The sequence below is a fragment of the Acinetobacter larvae genome (assembly GCF_001704115.1).
GTDB lineage: Bacteria > Pseudomonadota > Gammaproteobacteria > Pseudomonadales > Moraxellaceae > Acinetobacter > Acinetobacter larvae.
The window spans coordinates 1,545,571-1,563,679 of record NZ_CP016895.1; the positions used below are offsets into that span (position 1 = coordinate 1,545,571).

16 protein-coding genes are annotated in these 18,109 nt (G+C 41.2%); 10 read left to right on the forward strand and 6 right to left on the reverse strand.

The genetic code is table 11. The features are described from left to right. Positions 1-22: 22 nt before the first annotated feature. The 3 genes from metK to BFG52_RS06815 form a co-directional block, all read right to left on the reverse strand. Entirely contained in the window at positions 23-1,192 is a 1,170-nt protein-coding gene (metK, locus tag BFG52_RS06800; protein WP_067553865.1) for a methionine adenosyltransferase, read from the reverse strand. A gap of 240 nt (positions 1,193-1,432) precedes the next feature. After that, on the reverse strand, positions 1,433-1,921 hold the full coding sequence (locus BFG52_RS06805) for a GNAT family N-acetyltransferase (protein ID WP_067553867.1): 489 nt from the start codon (positions 1,919-1,921) through the stop codon (positions 1,433-1,435). Positions 1,922-2,306: 385 nt separating this feature from the next. Then, on the reverse strand, positions 2,307-3,683 hold the full coding sequence (locus tag BFG52_RS06815; RefSeq protein ID WP_067553872.1) for an ABC1 kinase family protein: 1,377 nt from the start codon (positions 3,681-3,683) through the stop codon (positions 2,307-2,309). Positions 3,684-4,362: 679 nt separating this feature from the next. On the opposite strand from BFG52_RS06815, the gene BFG52_RS06820 reads away from it, so the two are divergent. Both BFG52_RS06820 and BFG52_RS06825 read left to right on the forward strand, forming a co-directional pair. Then, the gene (locus BFG52_RS06820) at positions 4,363-4,872 is read left to right on the forward strand and encodes a metal-dependent hydrolase (RefSeq protein ID WP_067553875.1); all 510 of its coding nucleotides are present in this window, start codon (positions 4,363-4,365) and stop codon (positions 4,870-4,872) included. Between the two features lie 346 nt (positions 4,873-5,218). Next, the gene (locus BFG52_RS06825; RefSeq protein ID WP_067553878.1) at positions 5,219-5,980 is read left to right on the forward strand and encodes a class I SAM-dependent methyltransferase; all 762 of its coding nucleotides are present in this window, start codon (positions 5,219-5,221) and stop codon (positions 5,978-5,980) included. A 115-nt stretch (positions 5,981-6,095) separates the two neighbouring features. On the opposite strand, the gene BFG52_RS06830 is transcribed toward BFG52_RS06825, so the two are convergent. Beyond that, positions 6,096-6,401, reverse strand: coding sequence for a hypothetical protein (locus BFG52_RS06830; protein ID WP_067553881.1), 306 nt, complete (start codon positions 6,399-6,401; stop codon positions 6,096-6,098). A gap of 452 nt (positions 6,402-6,853) precedes the next feature. Between BFG52_RS06830 and BFG52_RS06835 the strand changes: the two genes are divergently transcribed. From BFG52_RS06835 to aroC, 3 genes are all read left to right on the forward strand, one after another. Beyond that, complete coding sequence (locus BFG52_RS06835) at positions 6,854-7,087, forward strand: hypothetical protein (protein WP_067553883.1); 234 nt, start codon at positions 6,854-6,856, stop codon at positions 7,085-7,087. A 222-nt stretch (positions 7,088-7,309) separates the two neighbouring features. After that, a complete protein-coding gene (gene prmB / locus BFG52_RS06840) occupies positions 7,310-8,335 on the forward strand; it encodes a 50S ribosomal protein L3 N(5)-glutamine methyltransferase (protein ID WP_067553886.1) in 1,026 nt (341 codons plus the stop codon). A 6-nt stretch (positions 8,336-8,341) separates the two neighbouring features. Further along, positions 8,342-9,433, forward strand: a complete 1,092-nt coding sequence (gene aroC, locus BFG52_RS06845; protein ID WP_067553889.1) for a chorismate synthase — start codon at positions 8,342-8,344, stop codon at positions 9,431-9,433. A 363-nt stretch (positions 9,434-9,796) separates the two neighbouring features. On the opposite strand, the gene BFG52_RS06850 is transcribed toward aroC, so the two are convergent. Together BFG52_RS06850 and BFG52_RS06855 are read right to left on the reverse strand one after the other, a co-directional pair. Next, a complete protein-coding gene (locus BFG52_RS06850) occupies positions 9,797-10,495 on the reverse strand; it encodes a hypothetical protein (protein ID WP_228703809.1) in 699 nt (232 codons plus the stop codon). A 386-nt stretch (positions 10,496-10,881) separates the two neighbouring features. After that, on the reverse strand, positions 10,882-11,550 hold the full coding sequence (locus BFG52_RS06855) for a TetR/AcrR family transcriptional regulator (protein ID WP_067553892.1): 669 nt from the start codon (positions 11,548-11,550) through the stop codon (positions 10,882-10,884). A 280-nt stretch (positions 11,551-11,830) separates the two neighbouring features. Between BFG52_RS06855 and BFG52_RS06860 the strand changes: the two genes are divergently transcribed. From BFG52_RS06860 to BFG52_RS06880, 5 genes are read left to right on the forward strand one after another with little or no spacing between them, the layout of a single operon-like run. Beyond that, the gene (locus BFG52_RS06860) at positions 11,831-13,690 is read left to right on the forward strand and encodes an ABC transporter ATP-binding protein (protein WP_067553895.1); all 1,860 of its coding nucleotides are present in this window, start codon (positions 11,831-11,833) and stop codon (positions 13,688-13,690) included. Further along, positions 13,684-15,426, forward strand: a complete 1,743-nt coding sequence (locus tag BFG52_RS06865) for an ABC transporter ATP-binding protein (protein WP_067553898.1) — start codon at positions 13,684-13,686, stop codon at positions 15,424-15,426. Before BFG52_RS06860 ends, BFG52_RS06865 begins: the two co-directional genes overlap by 7 nt. Then, entirely contained in the window at positions 15,423-16,397 is a 975-nt protein-coding gene (locus BFG52_RS06870) for an ABC transporter permease (RefSeq protein ID WP_407639237.1), read from the forward strand. Before BFG52_RS06865 ends, BFG52_RS06870 begins: the two co-directional genes overlap by 4 nt. After that, entirely contained in the window at positions 16,394-17,341 is a 948-nt protein-coding gene (locus BFG52_RS06875) for an iron chelate uptake ABC transporter family permease subunit (protein ID WP_067553901.1), read from the forward strand. Before BFG52_RS06870 ends, BFG52_RS06875 begins: the two co-directional genes overlap by 4 nt. Continuing rightward, positions 17,338-18,108 carry an iron ABC transporter ATP-binding protein gene (locus BFG52_RS06880; RefSeq protein WP_067553903.1) on the forward strand — a complete coding sequence of 257 codons (771 nt, stop codon included), beginning with the start codon at positions 17,338-17,340 and terminating at the stop codon, positions 18,106-18,108. The genes BFG52_RS06875 and BFG52_RS06880 overlap by 4 nt, the downstream gene beginning before the upstream one ends. The last annotated feature ends 1 nt before the right edge of the window (position 18,109 follow it).

The window sequence follows — 18,109 nt, forward strand, 5'->3', positions numbered from 1 at the left end:
GCAGCTGTAGATAAAGTGCTGTTTAAGCCAAGTTGACAGATGCTTTTAATGCGTCAACTTTATCTGTTTTTTCCCAAGTAAAGGCGTGATCACTGCCTTGACGACCAAAGTGACCATAAGCAGCAGTTTGTTTATACATCGGTTGTAATAGATCAAGCATACGCGTAATGCCATATGGACGTAGATCAAAATGCTCACGGATCAACTGAATAATCAGCTCATCAGATACTTTACCGGTATTGAATGTATTAATGGAGATAGAGGTTGGCTCCGCAACACCAATTGCATAAGACACTTGGATTTCACATTTATCTGCCAGACCGGCAGCCACAATATTTTTTGCGACATAGCGACCAGCATAAGCAGCAGAGCGGTCAACTTTGGATGGATCTTTACCCGAGAATGCACCACCGCCGTGTCTTGCCATACCACCATAGGTATCGACAATAATTTTACGACCCGTTAAACCACAGTCACCAACAGGACCACCAATAACAAATAAGCCCGTCGGGTTAATGTGGAATTTAGTCGCAGTGTGGAACATTTCTGTTGGGATAATCGGTTTGATGATTTCTTCAATCACTGCTTCTTTGAGCATTGCTTGAGAAATCTCAGGGTCATGTTGTGTCGATAAGACGACAGCATCTAAACGGACCGGTTTGCCATTTTCATAGGCAAAGGTGACTTGGCTCTTGGCATCTGGACGTAACCACGGAAGTTGACCATTACGACGAAGCTCCGCTTGTTTTTCCATCAAACGGTGAGCATATGAGATCGGTGCTGGCATGAGCACATCGGTTTCACGGCTAGCATAACCAAACATTAAGCCTTGGTCACCTGCACCTTGATCTTCTGGTTTTAGTCGATCCACGCCCTGAGCAATTTCAGGAGATTGTTTGCCTAACATGTTGATAATGGCACATGTTGATCCATCAAAACCCAAATCGGTATGATGATAACCAATCCCATTCACAGTCGTTCTGACGACAGCTTCAAAGTCGATATTGGCAGTGGTTGAAATTTCACCTGCAAGTACTACGGCGCCTGTCTTTACTAACGTTTCACAAGCCACCCGAGCATATGGGTCTTCTTTTAAGATTGCATCCAAAATCGCATCACTGATTTGATCAGCCATTTTATCAGGATGGCCTTCGCTTACAGATTCCGAAGTAAATACGGCGTACTCACGCATGTAGGTCCTATCACAGTTTACTTATAAAGACGCATTATGTTACCTCGACTTAAGCATTAGGACTAGCTTAACCTGAACAATTTAGATGAATTTATTTCAATTGAATATTTTTTGTTGTATAGATCTGCGCAACATCTATACAAAGTACTAAGAATTTGGGGGCTTTCATTGAATAATATAACTTTTTCTCTAAATGCTTGCCCAAATTCAATTGCTTATTTAGTAATCAATATTGAGCTTTTATAAAGCTTTTAACATACGTATTTCACAGGCATGGCTATGACCTGTTTCACCACGTGGTTGATCTAGCTGCTCAAAACCAAGTTTTTCATATAGCCCGACAGCTTGGCTTAAATTTTTTGTGGTTTCTAAATAACAACCACTAAAGCCATGTTGTTGAGCAAAGTCAAAGCAATGTTGCAAGATTTTCTTAGCAAAACCATGACCACGTAATGCGGAGAGAAAATACATTTTTTGAATTTCAAGTAAACTGTTGTCGCCTTGTAATGCTGCGCATCCACCACCGCCATAGATTTGATCGTGCACATCGACAACCACCCAGTATTGCGCATGTTCTTGATTATAAAAATGATATAAATCATCTAAAACTGCATCGGCGACTGCAAAGCCAGACGCTGCGGCTAAACCAAACTCTTGAGAAACTTGACGAATAATTTGGGCAATGGCTGCATTATCCTGCGCTTTGATCAGTCGGAGAGAATAGCTCATCGGTCATACACCATTAAAAAAACAGCTTTAGATTTATAACAAAAAAATCGGATTTTTAAGCATATTTTAGAAAAAATATTGCAAGATATGCTTGTCTCACTACCATGTTGAGGGAATGGCGTGTTGGACGTGTTGAGGTCGGGGCATTGGGCTCTATGCGAAAGCCGATTTGGTCGACGGGCTTTCGCTCATGTTGTGAGATGTTATGAAGAAGCGAAGTTATTGAAGGTTTTAGAGTTCAGTTGTTACTTCGCGATTGCCCTCAGAAGAAAAGTCTTGCTCATTTACGGAATAATGAGCAAGTCAAAAATGAGGCAATCAATAATTAAGAAACAAATGATTAAGAAACAAGTGATTAGGAAACAAGCAGTTAAGAAATAAGCGGTTAAGAAATAAATGGTGTGATCATGCGCCGGACATTGGTTTTTGCATCAATCACGGTCATGAAGGTGTAGGCACCGATAAACTTACGACTAATAAACATAAACTCTTTGGGGGGCACACTGAAATAACGTGACGCCATCGATTTTGATGCACGTTGGATCACGCGATGATGCAAATGACTTTTTTTCCAGTCATAACGGTTATGTTCATCCATTACATCTGCGGGTAAATCAGGATTATTACTTGGGCAACTAAATGCCTCAGTAGCAAGTAAAAACACCTTGGCCATATCTGGTTTAATATGGTCAGGCATCGCATCAAAGAAGCTAAAACCAGTCATCGCGTTGACCATATCTGCTAAGTTATGTGCATAACCCGCAACGATCAGCTTTTTTGCGACACTGAGTAATTGTTGATCAAATTGTCGTATCGCGCCAAAATCAAGTAGCACAATACGATCTGGTTGGTCGCTACCATTGCCTAAGCGAACCAGATAATTTCCAAAGTTTGGATCAGTCTGCATCTCACCCCATTCAAAAATTTCCCGTACCGCAATTTCTAATGACGCTTCACCAAGTAGGTTGCGACGTTGCTGAGGCAGTGACAGCATTACTGGACTGTTAATCGGAACCCCATGTTCATAGGTCATACATAAAACTTGCGCTGAACAATAGTCATCAACAATACGGGGCACGATATAACGCGGGTCATGCGCCAAACGCTCAGCAAAACGTTGTGTTGTTGCGGCTTCAACCGCGTAGTCTACCTCGCGATGCATCATTTCGCGGACTTCTTCAAACCATTGGTCAAACTCACGGGTTTGCGGCACCATGCGGGTGAGTTTTAACATGTTTTTAAAGAGGTTCATATCCGAGTCAATGGCATCAGCGACACCCGGATATTGTATTTTTAAAACGAGTTCTAGATTGTCCGATATCCGTCGAGCACGATGCACTTGTGCCAGAGAGGCTGTGCCTATGGGTTCAGGATCTACAATAAGATCATTTAGACGATCGCCCAATTGAGCACGTAAATGTGGTTCAATTGCAGACCATGCTAAGGCAACAGTTTGATTGTTTAAGGTATTGAGCGCTTGGGTGATTTCTTCTGGTAAAAAATGCTCACCATACAGTGCCATCATTTGACCAATTTTTACGATAGAACCTTTGAGTTTACCGATTTCGGAGACCAAATAATCAGCCTGTTCTTTCATGGCTTTTTTGCGCTTTTTGTCTTTATCTTCATCGCTCAGAAAGAGTGATGTGGCATTGGAGGCAGCCCATCGTGTTCCTGCCAGTAAAGATGCTTTAGCAATCGATAAGCGTCGGTCAATAGAAGAGGTTTTTAACTGTTTTAGCTTATCGTCCCGATCTGACATGAACAATAAATCCTATAGGCTAGTGGGATCAAAAATCTTAACGAAACGCGCATTAAGCTAAATATAACATAATGCTATAACGGTTCGTCCCTAATCTTGTTGAAAGCAAGTCTTCGCTGATGACTATAAGATTTACCAAGAAAAATTTGGTGTTTATCTTGCCTGTTGCGTTGCATTATGCCGATAAGCACAAAAATTGCATATCAATATAATATTTAATTAGTTTAGCAATTCTCATACCTACTGCCAAGCCAAGTCATCGTGTAAATCATGAGCATAACCGTGTAATGTGAAGGATAGAGGATCAGGCATTATGCCAACCTTGCAGAATATCTGCTCAATGCGCTTATTGGTCTAGCGAATTTCTAGCCTTCTCGGGAGATAACATAGCCTTTTGAATATTCAGTACAGCATAGTTTTTGTCCATTATCGTGTATGTTGTTAATCGGCAGGCTTTTTAGCGTATCATGTAAATCATCAATGCATTACTTTTGCTGCGAGTTTACTCGCTCTGGTATGCGAAGAAAACTTAGCCAATAACTGTTATTATTGCGCGATGAGAGCGCCGTACATTAAGCTGTTTGGAAAACTTATTTAAAAGTTTAAGGGTTTAAGGGTTTAAATAATATGTGTTTTTAGGGTGTTGATATGTATCCATGTAAGCTAGAGAAAAAATAAAATGTTTATTGCTCATTTACCCTCAGGTTATATTTTAGCAAAAGTTTTAAATCAAAAATTGCAGCAAAATAAAATCAGTAAAACAGTTTTTTTTACCAGTATTATGCTTGGATCAGTTTTTCCAGATATTGATCTTTTTTATTTTTACTTTTTTGATGGTAGATCTGTGCATCATCATAAATATTTTTTACATTGGTTCTCTTTGTGGCTTATCATTTTTTTCATATCGTATTTGTATTATAAATTTTCGAAGCACTTTGCAAAGTATGCTTATATCGTGCTGTTATTTTCGAGCGCTGCGCTTCTGCATATCTGTTTGGATACCTTTGTTGGAGATGTTTGGTTATTTGCGCCATTTATCGATAAATCATATGTTTTTTTTGAAGTAACGCCACGCTATCAACCGTGGTGGTTAAATTTTATTTTCCACTGGTCTTTTTTGGTCGAGCTGATGATTTGTAGTATGGCCATTTTCCTTTATTTTAAAAATAAAGTGCAGACTAAACCATAAGCCGCCTATACGCGCAATAAACCAATCTGCAGTAAACCAATCTTAAGTTAATATCCGGACCAGAAAGCATGAGTCGTGACAGATTTCAAAGCATTATGATCATTAAATCATTGGGGTAATTTTTCCAAAGGCATTTGCCAATCTAATGCTTTTCTTGGTCACGTATTTAACAACCTCGCGACGGGGGTTAAAACCGTTCTGGTCTGCCTGATTTAAGCAAAAATAAACAAATTTTTAGCTGTACAATGGGGTGTATAATTCGTTTATAAATAGCTGTATGGCTTAATTTATACTACATGCTAGAAGTCTGGTTATCTCGTTTTAAGCTTAAATAATAGGTATGCCTATGAAAGATTTATGCTTCAAAGATTATTTTTCTAAAAATGCTGTGGGTTATGCGCTGTATCGCCCAAGTTATCCCACTGATCTTATAAATAAATTGGCGAATTTGTGTTCTTCACATCAACGTGTCTTAGATTGCGCCTGTGGTACAGGACAACTTTCGGTTCTTTTAGCCGAAAGATTTAACGAGGTGATTGCGACAGATGCAAGTGCAGCACAAATTGAACAGGCAGAAAGCAAGGCAGGGGTTCTTTATAAAGTAGCAGGTGCAGAAGAGAGTGGGCTAGCGGATCAATCTGTTGATTTAATTACGGTTGCACAAGCTGCACATTGGCTTGATTTAGATGCGTTCTATCATGAGGTACAGCGCGTGGCGCGTCCCAATGCGGTTATTGCCTTAATAAGTTATGGGATTTTACATGTAGATGGTGCAGAGGATAGCGCGCTGCAACAATTTTATTATCAAACAATCAGTGAATACTGGCCCATAGAGAGGAAGCATGTGGAAGATGGGTATCAAAGTTTATATTTTCCCTTTGCCGAAATAACTGTTCCTCCCATCAATATGTATGCTTATTGGGATCTCGAAGAATTGATTGGATATTTAAAGACCTGGTCTGCTGTTCATCGTGCACAAGAAGTACTTGGATATAATCCAGTAGATCAGTTGCAAGACAAATTACGCCGCCAATGGGGAAATGCTAAAACGAAGAAAAAAATTACTTGGCCACTCACAATTCGAGCCGGCAGCGTAAATATCATATGATGGAATGATATTAAACCGTATTTAAAGCTTTAGCATATCGGGTGAGGATTTTATTATTGCAGCAGAATTGATAATCAGGATATTGAGCAGGACTCTGTCGATTAGCTTTGCTGTGTTATAGGCGATATTGTACTTTAAGTGATTGTCTGAGCATTAGTTGCTGTTTATGATCTTGTATATAGTTAATGATCATATTTTTTACCGTATCATGTAAAAAGCCAAGCGCATATCCTTTGACAATAATAATGCTTGGTAGTGCAAAAAATAAGTATTTGGCGTCCTCAAGGCTTGGGGCTGCAAAAATAGATTGTTCGCGTAATAATTGCTGTAAAAAATTTTTTTCAATCAGGACGTCTGGATTGGTTTCATCATGCCAATAGCGTTGGCGTATAGCCGCTAAATTATTATGTTTATAGCTCATAAGTGTCTATAGGTTCTCTATAAATTAAGGAAAGCATTTTATATTATGGTGCTCAATCTGAAAAATACAATACGCCCGGAAATTTTTAATGTTTCCATGCATAGGCTTTAGATAATGTTCTTTATATCATTGCTTTATGTCATAGCGTATATTTTTAATAGTCAATTCATATGCCTGTTAAGCTTTAGCTTATGCTGTATTTTTACTTTTAAATACAAATATTCTGCTCCAGCCCGAGTAAAAGCACTTAGTATAATAGCAGCATAAAAACATAATGATGACGGAATAATCAAACATGAGGATAAGTCACACGATGGAAAATGTGACTGAACAGTGAATCAAACTTTACATTTTCTCATCGGAGTATTATGGTTACTTTCGCAATGAATTTAATGAAAATGTAAGATTAAGCTGTTAATAATAGATGATATTTTTTAAAGTGATGTAAATTTATGGGTCAGACAATTGATTTAAATAAGAGCAAAGTTGATAAGCTCATTGAAGCCTTCAAAGCGCAAGGTAAAACACCAGAGAAACTTGAATTTGGTTATCGCACTTATGCCAGATTAGCTGAGGACGATGATTTTTTTAAACATATCAGTAAAAGCGCCGATGATAAACATCATTTATATCGTGGTATCCGGATCAAGCTGATCACTGAAAAATATCATTTTAAAGTAAAATAATTGATTTTTTGCATTGCTGATCTCGCAACAGTTTTTGGCAAACTTGCTTGGAGTAGAATTGCTCAATCAGCACTTAAGTGCGGCAATATAACTGAGCAAAGTGATAAAAACTTGTTGTGAGCGACGGCATGGGTGCAATGGATAGCAGTAGAAATCATTAAAAAAAAACTGAAAAAGAGGTATGATACAAGGCTTTAATTGATTGCTCTGGAGACACCGCAAGTGGATCAACCGACTATTCGTCCTGAACAACTGCAGGAAGCTGCACAACACCTCAATACTATTCGTGATTTTATTCGTTTTGGGGTGTCAGCATTACGTCAATATGATGCACACTTGGGGCAAGGAACAGAAGATTATTTTGCTGAAAGTTCGGCTTTGGTCTTACAAACATTGTCTTTAGAGTGGAATGCTGATGCTGAGATTTTAGATGCAGTGTTATTGCCAAGTGAAAAACAACAATTTTTAGATCTTTTAGAACAGCGTATTAATCAAAAAATTCCAACCTGTTATTTATTAAATTTAGCTTATTTCTGCGATAAACCTTTTTATGTGGATGAGCGTGTTTTGATTCCACGTTCCCCGATTGCCGAATTGATTCAAAACCGTTTTGCGCCATATTTTGCCGATGAAAATGGTCAAATCGCTGCTGCAGAAAATGGTTTGCCAGAACCAGCCCACGCACAGCCCAAAACACCGCAACGTATTCTAGATCTGTGCACGGGGTCTGGGTGTATTGCAATTGCACTTGCTTATGCCTTTCCAGATGCTGAAGTTGATGCAACAGATATTTCTAAAGATGCGTTACAAGTTGCGGCAATTAATGCTGAACATCACCATATGCAATATCAGGTTGCACTACTTGAGTCAGACCTCTTTGATAAAATTCCCGCAGAAAATCAATATGATTTAATTGTTTCTAACCCACCTTATGTCGATGCAGAAGATATGGCCGACTTGGCAGCAGAGTTTTTGCATGAGCCAGAACTTGCTCTTGCAGCCGGTCAAGATGGTTTGGACCTCGTTCGTAAAATGCTGGCTCAAGCTGCCGATTACCTTAGCGAGGATGGCTTGATTGTGATTGAAGTGGGCAATTCTGAATGGGCAATGAAACAAAACTTCCATCAAGTTGATTTGCATTGGTTGAATTTTAGTAAAGGGGGTCGCGGTATTTTTGCTTTAACTGCTGCACAATGTCGCCAGTATCGTGAAGTGTTTTTAGCATCACTGACATCGCCTCAGGAGTAAATAAAAATGGCTGGGAATAGTATTGGACAATTATTTCGTGTCACGACATGTGGGGAATCACATGGCGTAGGTTTAATGGCGATTGTTGATGGAGTACCACCAGGTTTAGCATTAAGTGCTGCAGATTTACAAGTGGATCTGGATCGACGTAAACCAGGTACATCAAAATTCGCTACGCAACGCAAAGAACCGGATGAAGTTGAAATTATCTCTGGCGTATTTGAAGGGAAAACTACAGGTACACCGATTGGTTTGTTAATTCGTAATAGTGACCAAAAATCAAAAGACTACGGCAATATTGCTGAAACGTTTAGACCGGGTCATGCCGATTATACCTATACACAAAAATATGGTTTCCGTGATTATCGTGGTGGTGGTCGTTCAAGTGCGCGTGAGACAGCAATGCGTGTTGCTGCGGGGGCAATTGCTAAAAAATATTTAGCTGAGAAATTTGGGATTGTCATTCGTGGCCATATTACTCAAATTGGCAATGAATATGCCACATCAATAGATTGGTCAATAGTCGAAGATAACCCATTTTTCTGTGCCGATGCGGAGGCTGTTATTCGTTTTGAAGCACTGGTCACTTCTTTACGTGAGCGTGGCACCAGTTGTGGTGCAAAATTAGAGTTATTCGCTGAAAATGTGCCAGTGGGTTGGGGGGAGCCAGTATTTGATCGTTTAGATGCCGATATTGCACATGCCATGATGAGTATTAATGCGGTGAAAGCGGTGGAAATTGGCGATGGTTTTGCTGTAGCAGGACAGTTTGGTCATGAAAGCCGTGATGAATTGAGTCAGAATGGTTTCTTGGCTAATCATGCGGGTGGTATATTGGGCGGCATTTCTTCTGGACAACAGATTCGTGTTGCGATTGCACTCAAACCGACAGCAAGCATTACAACCGCTGGTCAAAGTATTAATCTACAGGGTGAAAATACAGAAGTCATCACCAAAGGTCGTCATGATCCCTGTGTCGGTGTACGTGCAACACCAATTGCAGAAGCGATGTTAGCCATGGTATTGATGGATCATTTTTTAAGACATCGTGCGCAGAATGCAGATGTCATCGCACCTTTTACAGCCATAGCACCTTAAAAATACAGCCAATGATGCTTTGGCAATAAAATCTGAAGCAGCTGCGGAAATAAACAACGCCAATCATTGGGGTAGAATGCTTCCAGTTTAAAATGGGTTGGTCGTGTTTTAGTTGAAGCCGAGTTAAGTGATTAACTCGGTTTTCATGATTTTAGCAAGCAACTCTTGAGCGCTAATGATCACACTGGACATATAATATATTTTGGTTTTGAGGGAAAATGTCTAGACTACTTTTTCCTGCTCAAATAATTGTGCTTGGCTAAAAAACTGGGCGGGCTAAAACTTGAAGTGCGATATAAATAACCATTTTAAATGGGGCTAAGTAATGATGATTTGCAAAAGGAATAATAAATATTTAAAATTTTATTCTAGTGGTTTATCGAATTTTTTTAGATTATGGATTTTTAATAATCTAGTTTTTTCATCATTCGTTAATTGATTTAATTTTAGAATATCCTTAGCTTTGATTTTTCCTGCTGCTTTTAGTTCATCAAATGATTTTGATTGGAGTATATGCAGTGTGCTCTCTGTGATTTCTGATATTTCAAAGCAAGCTAATTCTGGATTATAATATTTTACATTTTTAATATTTTTTAAAGTTGTTGTGTGTTCAATATTATTATCAGTATTTGTGAAAAGATTGAAATCATTAGGAAATTCATATTTTACCTTATAATCCATTTTCCGATAAAAGACATTATCTGATAGCTTAGTCAGGTATAAGTTTTTTGATAAACTGGCTACTTCTATTTCATACATTAAAATATATTTAGATTTAAGCTCTGATAGTACTTTACCTTTATCTATAACTGTTATCGCTTTGCGGTATGCATACCATTCGGAAGCTGTAGCAGAATTCAAGAGATAAAGATTTACTCTTAAATCATTTAAGTCACTATTTTTATCGACATTAAAAGAAAAGCTTAAGATATTTGTTTCCTCAAAAGCATTCACTATTTTGTTATAGATGGGGTAGCTTATAGCACTTAAAAACAAAAAAATGCCTAATATTATTTTTTTCATAATATTTGTAGATTGGCTATTTTCGTTATCGATATACATTTTTGATAATGCCACATATTGAATTGTAGAAAAATAATCTCAATAGATCATCTCAAGATGTTGGATGCCAGTGTTGAAAATCAGGAGTGCAATAGAGTCTAGACGATGAATCGTTTAGATCTTACCGATCAAGTTTGCTATGGATCGTAGCGCGTTTACAGCAAAAATACGCCAATATAATTTAAGTTGTTAATTTATAAAATAAAAATGCCCCATGGTTAGGGGCACGGCGTATAGGTATCGAGTACATATACTGTAAGAGGCTCATCTCATACTGCGCCTATTAAAACATAAGATCACTCAATAACCTAGTGATATATTAAAAGACTTGTTTGAAATAGCCTAAGCAATATTATCACTTGCCAGCATGATCACATCTATGTGTCTTAAGGGCTTGCTTGCTGTTGTGCAGTATGAAAACGGGTATCAATTTGATTGCTTTCGAGTAGCGTCAATGCACCAACAATCAGCGCTTGCATACTTTGTGCAAATTCACTTTCCATTTCAGCTTCTTCTGCTGCGCGATCCACTTCAGAAATAGGATCACGCCCCGCAACTGAATAAACAGTATCCGCTACTGCAATACAATGAAAAGCAATGGTGGCACTGATCCAGCGTGCTTGATCGATTGGTAATTGATAGCGCTCAGAAACTTCTTGATGGTGCTGTCTAATTTTATTAATCATGGACTGTGTTGATGCAACTCGACGCAACAAATAGGGCGTAAGCCCTGGATTATTTTTAACTAGCTCACGTAAAGATGCTGTGAAGTCAAGTAGATATTCTTTTAAACCTGCCAAGGCGGCTGCATCGGCTGTTTTTGCTTCGGGTACCGGAATTTGCCAACGTTTAAAAATTTCTTCGGCAACTAAATATTTTAATACTTCTAAGCTGGGCACATGTTTATACAGTGCCATATGACTTACACCCAAAGCAGCAGCCACACCGACAAAAGTAATATTCGACAAACCAATCTCAATCCCTGCATTGGTAATGCGTTCATGGGTAATGGTACGTGGGCGTCCACGTGTCGAAGGCTGTGCGGAAATGGACATAATGACTCCGTAATCGGTAAGGGCTGCCATGTTGCCATTTTGCAGGCAATGGGTCAAATAGTTTACTTTGTTGAATTAGTTTACTACAATGCAACTAATTCGCTTACTGATAATGATTCTGTTTTAGAAAAACCTTGATTCCCGACAAAATATAGGGAATTCAGAGATGCTTAAAACAGACGATGCTGGTTTGATGAAGATGAGGTAGGCCATGTTTGTTCGTCACGTTGTTGATGGTTAAGCATTCCAAATTCTGTTTGATTTTCTGGATAGATTCAATATGCATGGTGGTGATAAAACAACTGTAACACAGCATGTGAGCCCAATACGGCAAGTTCTTGCACCCATTTACCGACCATTGATGCTGGCAACATTGCTTGCCGCTGTGGGGGCAATGTTGACATTGTTGCCTATGCTCGGAATTGCCTATCTGTTAGAGCATCTGTTGCTGCGTGGTAGTCATGCGATATTACATGCCAATATAGACTATAGCATCGCGACCATAACAACAATCAGTGTGTTGAGTTTATTGTTGGGGATGCTGTTGATGACTGCGGGTGAAATGGTGGCGCATATTGCGGATAACCGGATGACGCAAGGTTTACGCTTAAAGCTTGCTGAACACCTGTCGCAACTACCTTTAGGTTGGTTTAGACAGCATAGTTCTGGCGAAGTAAAGCAGATTTTGCAAGATGATATTGCCATGTTACATAGCTTAACGGCACATTTTTATCCGGCTGTAGGGCGTGCTGTCGGCAGTATTGTCATGGCTGTGTTGTGCATGTTATGGATCGATTGGCGTATGACAATCGTGGTGTTATTGCCATTTTTAGCTTTTGTCTGGTTCTTAGCGTATGCCATGCGGGCAAGCCAGGATAAGTTTCAGGATTTTGCTACGAAAATGGCAGCCATACAAACGACGACTGTGGAGTTTTCACAAGCGATTCCTGTACTCAAAACCTTTGCACAAAGTGGGCAAGCATCCAGACGTTATCGTCAAGCCGTAGATGCATTTGCACTGGCATTTCAAGAATTTACACGACCTTTGGTGGCTGCAATGGCTCACGCCCATGCCATGATTGCCCCAGTCACGATTTTAGCTGTGGTGGTCATCGCTATTGCTGTATTTGTTGAGATGGGCTGGGGCAGTGTACTTCAGTTATATCCTTTTGCCATCATTGCACCGGCAATATGCGCACCAGTATTGCTATTACATACTTTATTGCATGATTTACAAAGCAGTACTGCGGCAGCACAGCGGGTATTGGCTTTATTTGATGTAGAGATTTTATCTTATCCAATACCAGACCAAGCAGCACAAATTCAAGACCATAGCGTGCGCTTTGAAAATGTCAGCTTTGCTTATCATGATGAGCAGGTGTTATTGCACAATTTAAATTTTCATTTAGCGGCCAATCAGGTGACGGCTATTGTGGGCGCTTCGGGAGCAGGAAAGTCTACCATCGCGCAATTATTATTACGCTTTTTTGATGTCACAGCAGGGCGAATTAGCCTAGGTGGTGTCGATATCCGTGCCTTAAGTCCAGCAAGTTTGTATCAGCATATCGGATTTGTCTTACAAGATGTACAACTGATTCATGCCAGTGTACGCGACAATATTGCACTTGGGCGTTTATCTGCAACCGCAGCAGAAGTCGAAGCGGTTGCACGTGCAGCACATATTCACGAGCGTATTATGGCTGAGGAAAAAGGCTATGACGCTATAGTCGGTGTTGATGTGAAATTTTCAGGAGGTGAACAACAGCGCATCAGTTTGGCACGTGCCATGTTGTTGGACCCTCCGATTTTAGTCTTGGATGAAGCAACCGCAGCTGTTGATGCAGCCAGTGAAGTTGCTATTCAACAGGCGCTATCACAGTTTGCACAAAATCGTACAGTCCTGATTATTGCACATCGCTTACAGAGCATTATGCATGCCGCACAAATCTTGGTGATGGATGATGGAAAAATTATCGAACAAGGTCGTCATCAGCAATTATTACAGCAAAATGGTCGATATGCTGCCTTGTGGCGACTTGCAGCGCAACCACAAGCTGCACCAGCGCTGGTCGTGACCACAGCGGATGATCTGCTAAGTGCTACAAGTACAAATACAAGTACCGGAGCAAGATCATGCTAAAAAAATTTATAGGACTATTAGCAGATGATGCTGCACAATTTCGTCGCTATGTTGCTTTATGTGTGGCGTATGCGGTGTTGTGTGGTCTGATGATGGGCTTGAGTTTGTGGCTATTGTTACAGCTTTTGCATGGTGGGCAGATCAATCTGCTGTTATGGCTTGTTGTGCTGATTCTTGCGGTTGCACTGTGTTGGTATTGGCGCGCACAGGTAGAGCAAGCCGGTATTGCGGTTGGGGTAAAGCTTTTGCAAGGTCTGCGGCAGCGTCTTGGACAGCACGTTGCGACGTTGCCAGTGGGTTGGTTTAATCAACACAATAATACGCAGTTTAGTCATATCGTGAATCATGGGGTGATGGTAATAGCACAACTGCCAGCACATGTTTTTACCCCAGTGTTGGTCGCTATGGTAATCGCAGTCATGATGATGTTGGCGCTGTTTTGCATAAATCCGATCTTAGGGGCAATTGCCCTATGTGGCTTAGCCATTTTAGTCCTGATGTTTAAAGTAAGTGCTTATCTTTCTGCACAAGCAGATGCAGCATTCCAACAACGTTTTGCCGCTGCCAGTCAACGGATCGTGGAATTTGCTCAGGCACAATCGGTATTACGGGCATTTAATGCTGAAGGACAAAGTACACGCCTGCTGCAACAAGCAGTAGATCAACAGCATCAATCGGGTTTTAAACTGATTTTACTATCCTCCTGTGCTGCGCTATGTAATGCGTGGGTCGTACAGTCGCTTTTTGCCGTACTATTTCTTGTGACCTTGCAGGGTTTAAGTTTGTTCTCTGCAGCAGCTATTCCATTGGCGGATTTATGGCTGACCTTGGCGGCTATCTTGGTGATTTTTCGTTTTATTGAGCCGTTGTTGGAATTGGCTGGATACAGTGAGGTGATCCGCAGTGCTACTGAGCAGATACAACAGCTTGAACAGATTTTTGCAGCCCAAGCTTTAACGGAGGCATCACAGCCACAAGTCTTGTTAGACCACAGCATTACGATTGAACAGTTATCTTTTCGCTATCACGATCAACAACCTGCTGTACTGCAAGACATTCACCTATATTTGCCGGCAGGAAGTATGACCGCACTGATCGGGACATCGGGTTCGGGTAAAAGTACTTTGGCACGGTTAATTGCACGATTTTTTGATCCACAAGCTGGCAAGATTATGATTGGCGGGGTGGATGTGCGTAGCATGCCAACGGCTCAACTTGCTGCACAAATCAGTCAGATTTTCCAAGATAATTATCTCTTTGCAGGCAGTATTGCCGACAATATTGGCATTGCCAAAGCCCATGCCAGCGATGCAGAGATTATCGCGATGGCACATCAAGTCGGACTACAACCCTTATTGCACAGGCTACCGGAAGGCATACATAGTTTGGTGGGCGAAGGTGGGGCGCGTTTATCAGGAGGGGAGCGACAACGTATCGCTATTGCGCGGGCATTGATGAAGGATGCTGCAATTTTACTGGTCGATGAAGCAACCGCTGCCTTAGATGCCGAAAACCAAGCATTGATTAGCAATTTATTGTTGCAACTCAAAGGTCAACGCACCATTTTAGTGATCGCACACCAACTGGCGACCATTACGGATGCCGATCAGATTGTCGTGCTGGAGCAGGGTCGGGTTGTTGAGCAAGGTGCGCCTGAGCAACTGCTTGCACAGCAAGGGCACTATGCTGAATTTTTACAGCAACAACAACGGGTCAAGGGCTGGCATATCGAATGAATCAACAGCTAAAAGTGGGCAGTTCTCGGCTGCCCCTAGGATTAGTGTGCCTTTTTTTCGGTCTCTGTGTCCTATCTTTGGGAATTGGGTCACAACCTTTATGGCAAAACACTGGGTTCAACACAGAACAGTTTTGGCTGACTATTACTGCCAGTCGCGTGCCCCGTTTACTGGCGTTGATCCTAACTGGTGTGGGCTTGTCGGTATGCGGTGTAATTTTACAGCATATTGTACGCAATAAATTTGTAGAGCCCGCAACATCTGGTGGTTTAGATGCGGCGAAATTAGGGATTTTAGTGGCCATTGGCACTCTGCCACATGCTACGCATATGTTGCGGATGTTGAGTGCAATATTGTTTTGCTTTTTGGCAAGCTTAATTTATATCGCCATTATTCGTCGGATTCGCTTGAGTCAGCAAGTCTTGGTGCCTGTCATCGGCTTGATGTATGGCAGTGTTTTAAGTGCGATTGCAGAGTTTTATGCCTATCAGCAGCAAATTTTACAAAGCATGCAAACGTGGTTAATGGGAGATTTTTCACGGATCGTACAAGGTCATTATGAAATGATCTATGTAATTCTACCGATTGTGATACTGACCTATGTCTATGCGCAGCGCTTTACCATTGTGGCTATGGGGGACGCAATGAGCCGAAGTCTCGGCATTCATTATGCTGCAATTGCTGCTTTGGGGCTGGTCTTGGTTGCTGTAACGGTTGGCGCCACGGTCATTACCGTGGGGGCAATTCCTTTTATTGGCTTAGTTGTGCCCAATTTAGTGGCTTTGCGCTATGGCGATCATCTTAAAACAACCTTGCCCATCATTGCATTGAGTGGCGCAAGTTTATTGATCAGTTGTGATATTGCGAGTCGCTTAATACTGTATCCCTACGAAGTTCCGATTGGTTTAACCGCGGGTATCTTGGGCGGGATTATTTTCTTGTTGTTTATTTTACGTGGGGCACAACGATGAATCGACGTTTGTTGCTGCTCTGCATATTGCTATTACTGCTTTGCATAGGCTTTGTGTTCTATGGTGCTGAAGGGGATTGGCATTACATCCTGAGCAAGCGCTTCTTAAGGCTTGGTGCTATAGCCGTTGCAGCCTGTTGTGTGGCGTGTTCTGCCATTATTTTTCAAAGTCTGGTTGGACATCGTATTTTGACACCTGCGGTGATGGGCTATGAGGCGGTGTATCTGTTATGGCAATCGCTGTTGTTATATGTCTTGGGCAGCGCTGGACTGACGCTATTGGGCAGTCTTGGACAGTTTGTGCTGGGGGCGCTGTTGATGTTGCTGTATTCCTTGCTCTTGCAGCGAACAGTATTGGCACGTGCGCAAACAGACGTATATCAGCTGTTATTGCTGGGACTGGTCTTGAGCATGGTTATGCTGACGATTAGCCAATTTATTCAACTGAAAATCAGCCCTGGTGAATTTACCGTATTTCAGGGTTTGAGTTATGCCTCTTTTAACCGTGTCCGTCCCGATACGCTATTGATCTCTACCACTGTTTTGCTGGTGATTTTATATTTTATTCGTTCCGGCTGTGCGGTTTTAGATGTGATGGCATTGGGGCGTGAGCAAGCTTTGTCTCTTGGGGTCAATCATCAGGGTTATTTGCGTTTTTATATGGCTTTGCTTGCCGTTTTGGTAGCGATTTCGACCAGTCTGATTGGTCCTGTCGCATTTATGGGGATTTTTATTGCCAATATCGCTTATGCCTTGGCACAGCGTCATCGTCATGCGCTGACCTTGGCTTTTGGCTGTGTGGTGGCCATGGTGATTTTCTTAACTGCACAACTTTTGGTTGAGCACCTTTTTAACTATAAAACCACGGTGAGTATTTTAATCAATTTACTCTGTGGCATTTATTTTCTGGGTTTGATGCTGTACCGACGTGGGAGTATCACATGATTGAAGTACGAGATTTGGCATATCAATATGATCGCCAAAGCGTATTGCAAGATATCAATATCACCTTTGCTGCGCATGCATTGACTGCATTGATTGGTCCCAATGGTGCGGGTAAATCGACCTTATTGATGCAACTCGCAGGTTTACAACAGCCGAGTCAAGGTCAGATTTTATTGAATCAGCAGGATATTCGCCAGATCAAACTGGCAGATTATGCCAAGCAAGTTGCAACGCTCAGGCAGTTTCCGGGCTTTCATTTAAAGTTACAGGTACAAGAATTGGTGGCTTTTGGGCGTTTTCCCTATAGCAAAGGTCATTTAAATGCACAAGATCATCAAATCATTGCTGAGTCTTTACAGTTTCTGGGGTTGAGTGCTTTGGCCGAAAAGACGCTAGATCAGTTAAGTGGTGGGCAAAGACAAATGGCTTTTCTGGCGCTGGTCATTGCCCAACAAACACCTGTGCTGTTACTAGATGAACCACTGAACAATTTAGACATGAAACACGCGGTGCAATTGATGCGTGCACTGCGTCGGCTTTGTGATGAGCAAGGGCGTACGGTGATTTTAGTGATCCATGATATTAATTTTGCTGCCAGCTATGCCGATTATATCTTGGCATTGAAAGACGGCAGAATTCATTTTAGCGGCACGGTTGAAGAAACCGTGACCGAACAAAAACTCAGTGACTTATACGACTTAACATTTTCCATTGTGCAAGATGCGCAGGGTAGGTTGTGTAATTACTTTAATCCTAGGGGAGAATAAC

Excerpts from the sequence above, each read along its gene's own strand:
- metK (WP_067553865.1), bottom strand. The coding sequence starts at position 1,192 with ATGCGTGAGTACGCCGTATTTACTTCGGAATCTGTAAGCGAAGGCCAT.
- BFG52_RS06805 (WP_067553867.1), bottom strand. The coding sequence starts at position 1,921 with ATGAGCTATTCTCTCCGACTGATCAAAGCGCAGGATAATGCAGCCATT.
- BFG52_RS06815 (WP_067553872.1), bottom strand. The coding sequence starts at position 3,683 with ATGTCAGATCGGGACGATAAGCTAAAACAGTTAAAAACCTCTTCTATT.
- BFG52_RS06820 (WP_067553875.1), top strand. The coding sequence starts at position 4,363 with ATGTTTATTGCTCATTTACCCTCAGGTTATATTTTAGCAAAAGTTTTA.
- BFG52_RS06825 (WP_067553878.1), top strand. The coding sequence starts at position 5,219 with ATGAAAGATTTATGCTTCAAAGATTATTTTTCTAAAAATGCTGTGGGT.
- BFG52_RS06830 (WP_067553881.1), bottom strand. The coding sequence starts at position 6,401 with ATGAGCTATAAACATAATAATTTAGCGGCTATACGCCAACGCTATTGG.
- BFG52_RS06835 (WP_067553883.1), top strand. The coding sequence starts at position 6,854 with ATGGGTCAGACAATTGATTTAAATAAGAGCAAAGTTGATAAGCTCATT.
- aroC (WP_067553889.1), top strand. The coding sequence starts at position 8,342 with ATGGCTGGGAATAGTATTGGACAATTATTTCGTGTCACGACATGTGGG.
- BFG52_RS06850 (WP_228703809.1), bottom strand. The coding sequence starts at position 10,495 with ATGTATATCGATAACGAAAATAGCCAATCTACAAATATTATGAAAAAA.
- BFG52_RS06855 (WP_067553892.1), bottom strand. The coding sequence starts at position 11,550 with ATGTCCATTTCCGCACAGCCTTCGACACGTGGACGCCCACGTACCATT.
- BFG52_RS06860 (WP_067553895.1), top strand. The coding sequence starts at position 11,831 with ATGCATGGTGGTGATAAAACAACTGTAACACAGCATGTGAGCCCAATA.
- BFG52_RS06865 (WP_067553898.1), top strand. The coding sequence starts at position 13,684 with ATGCTAAAAAAATTTATAGGACTATTAGCAGATGATGCTGCACAATTT.
- BFG52_RS06870 (WP_407639237.1), top strand. The coding sequence starts at position 15,423 with ATGAATCAACAGCTAAAAGTGGGCAGTTCTCGGCTGCCCCTAGGATTA.
- BFG52_RS06875 (WP_067553901.1), top strand. The coding sequence starts at position 16,394 with ATGAATCGACGTTTGTTGCTGCTCTGCATATTGCTATTACTGCTTTGC.
- BFG52_RS06880 (WP_067553903.1), top strand. The coding sequence starts at position 17,338 with ATGATTGAAGTACGAGATTTGGCATATCAATATGATCGCCAAAGCGTA.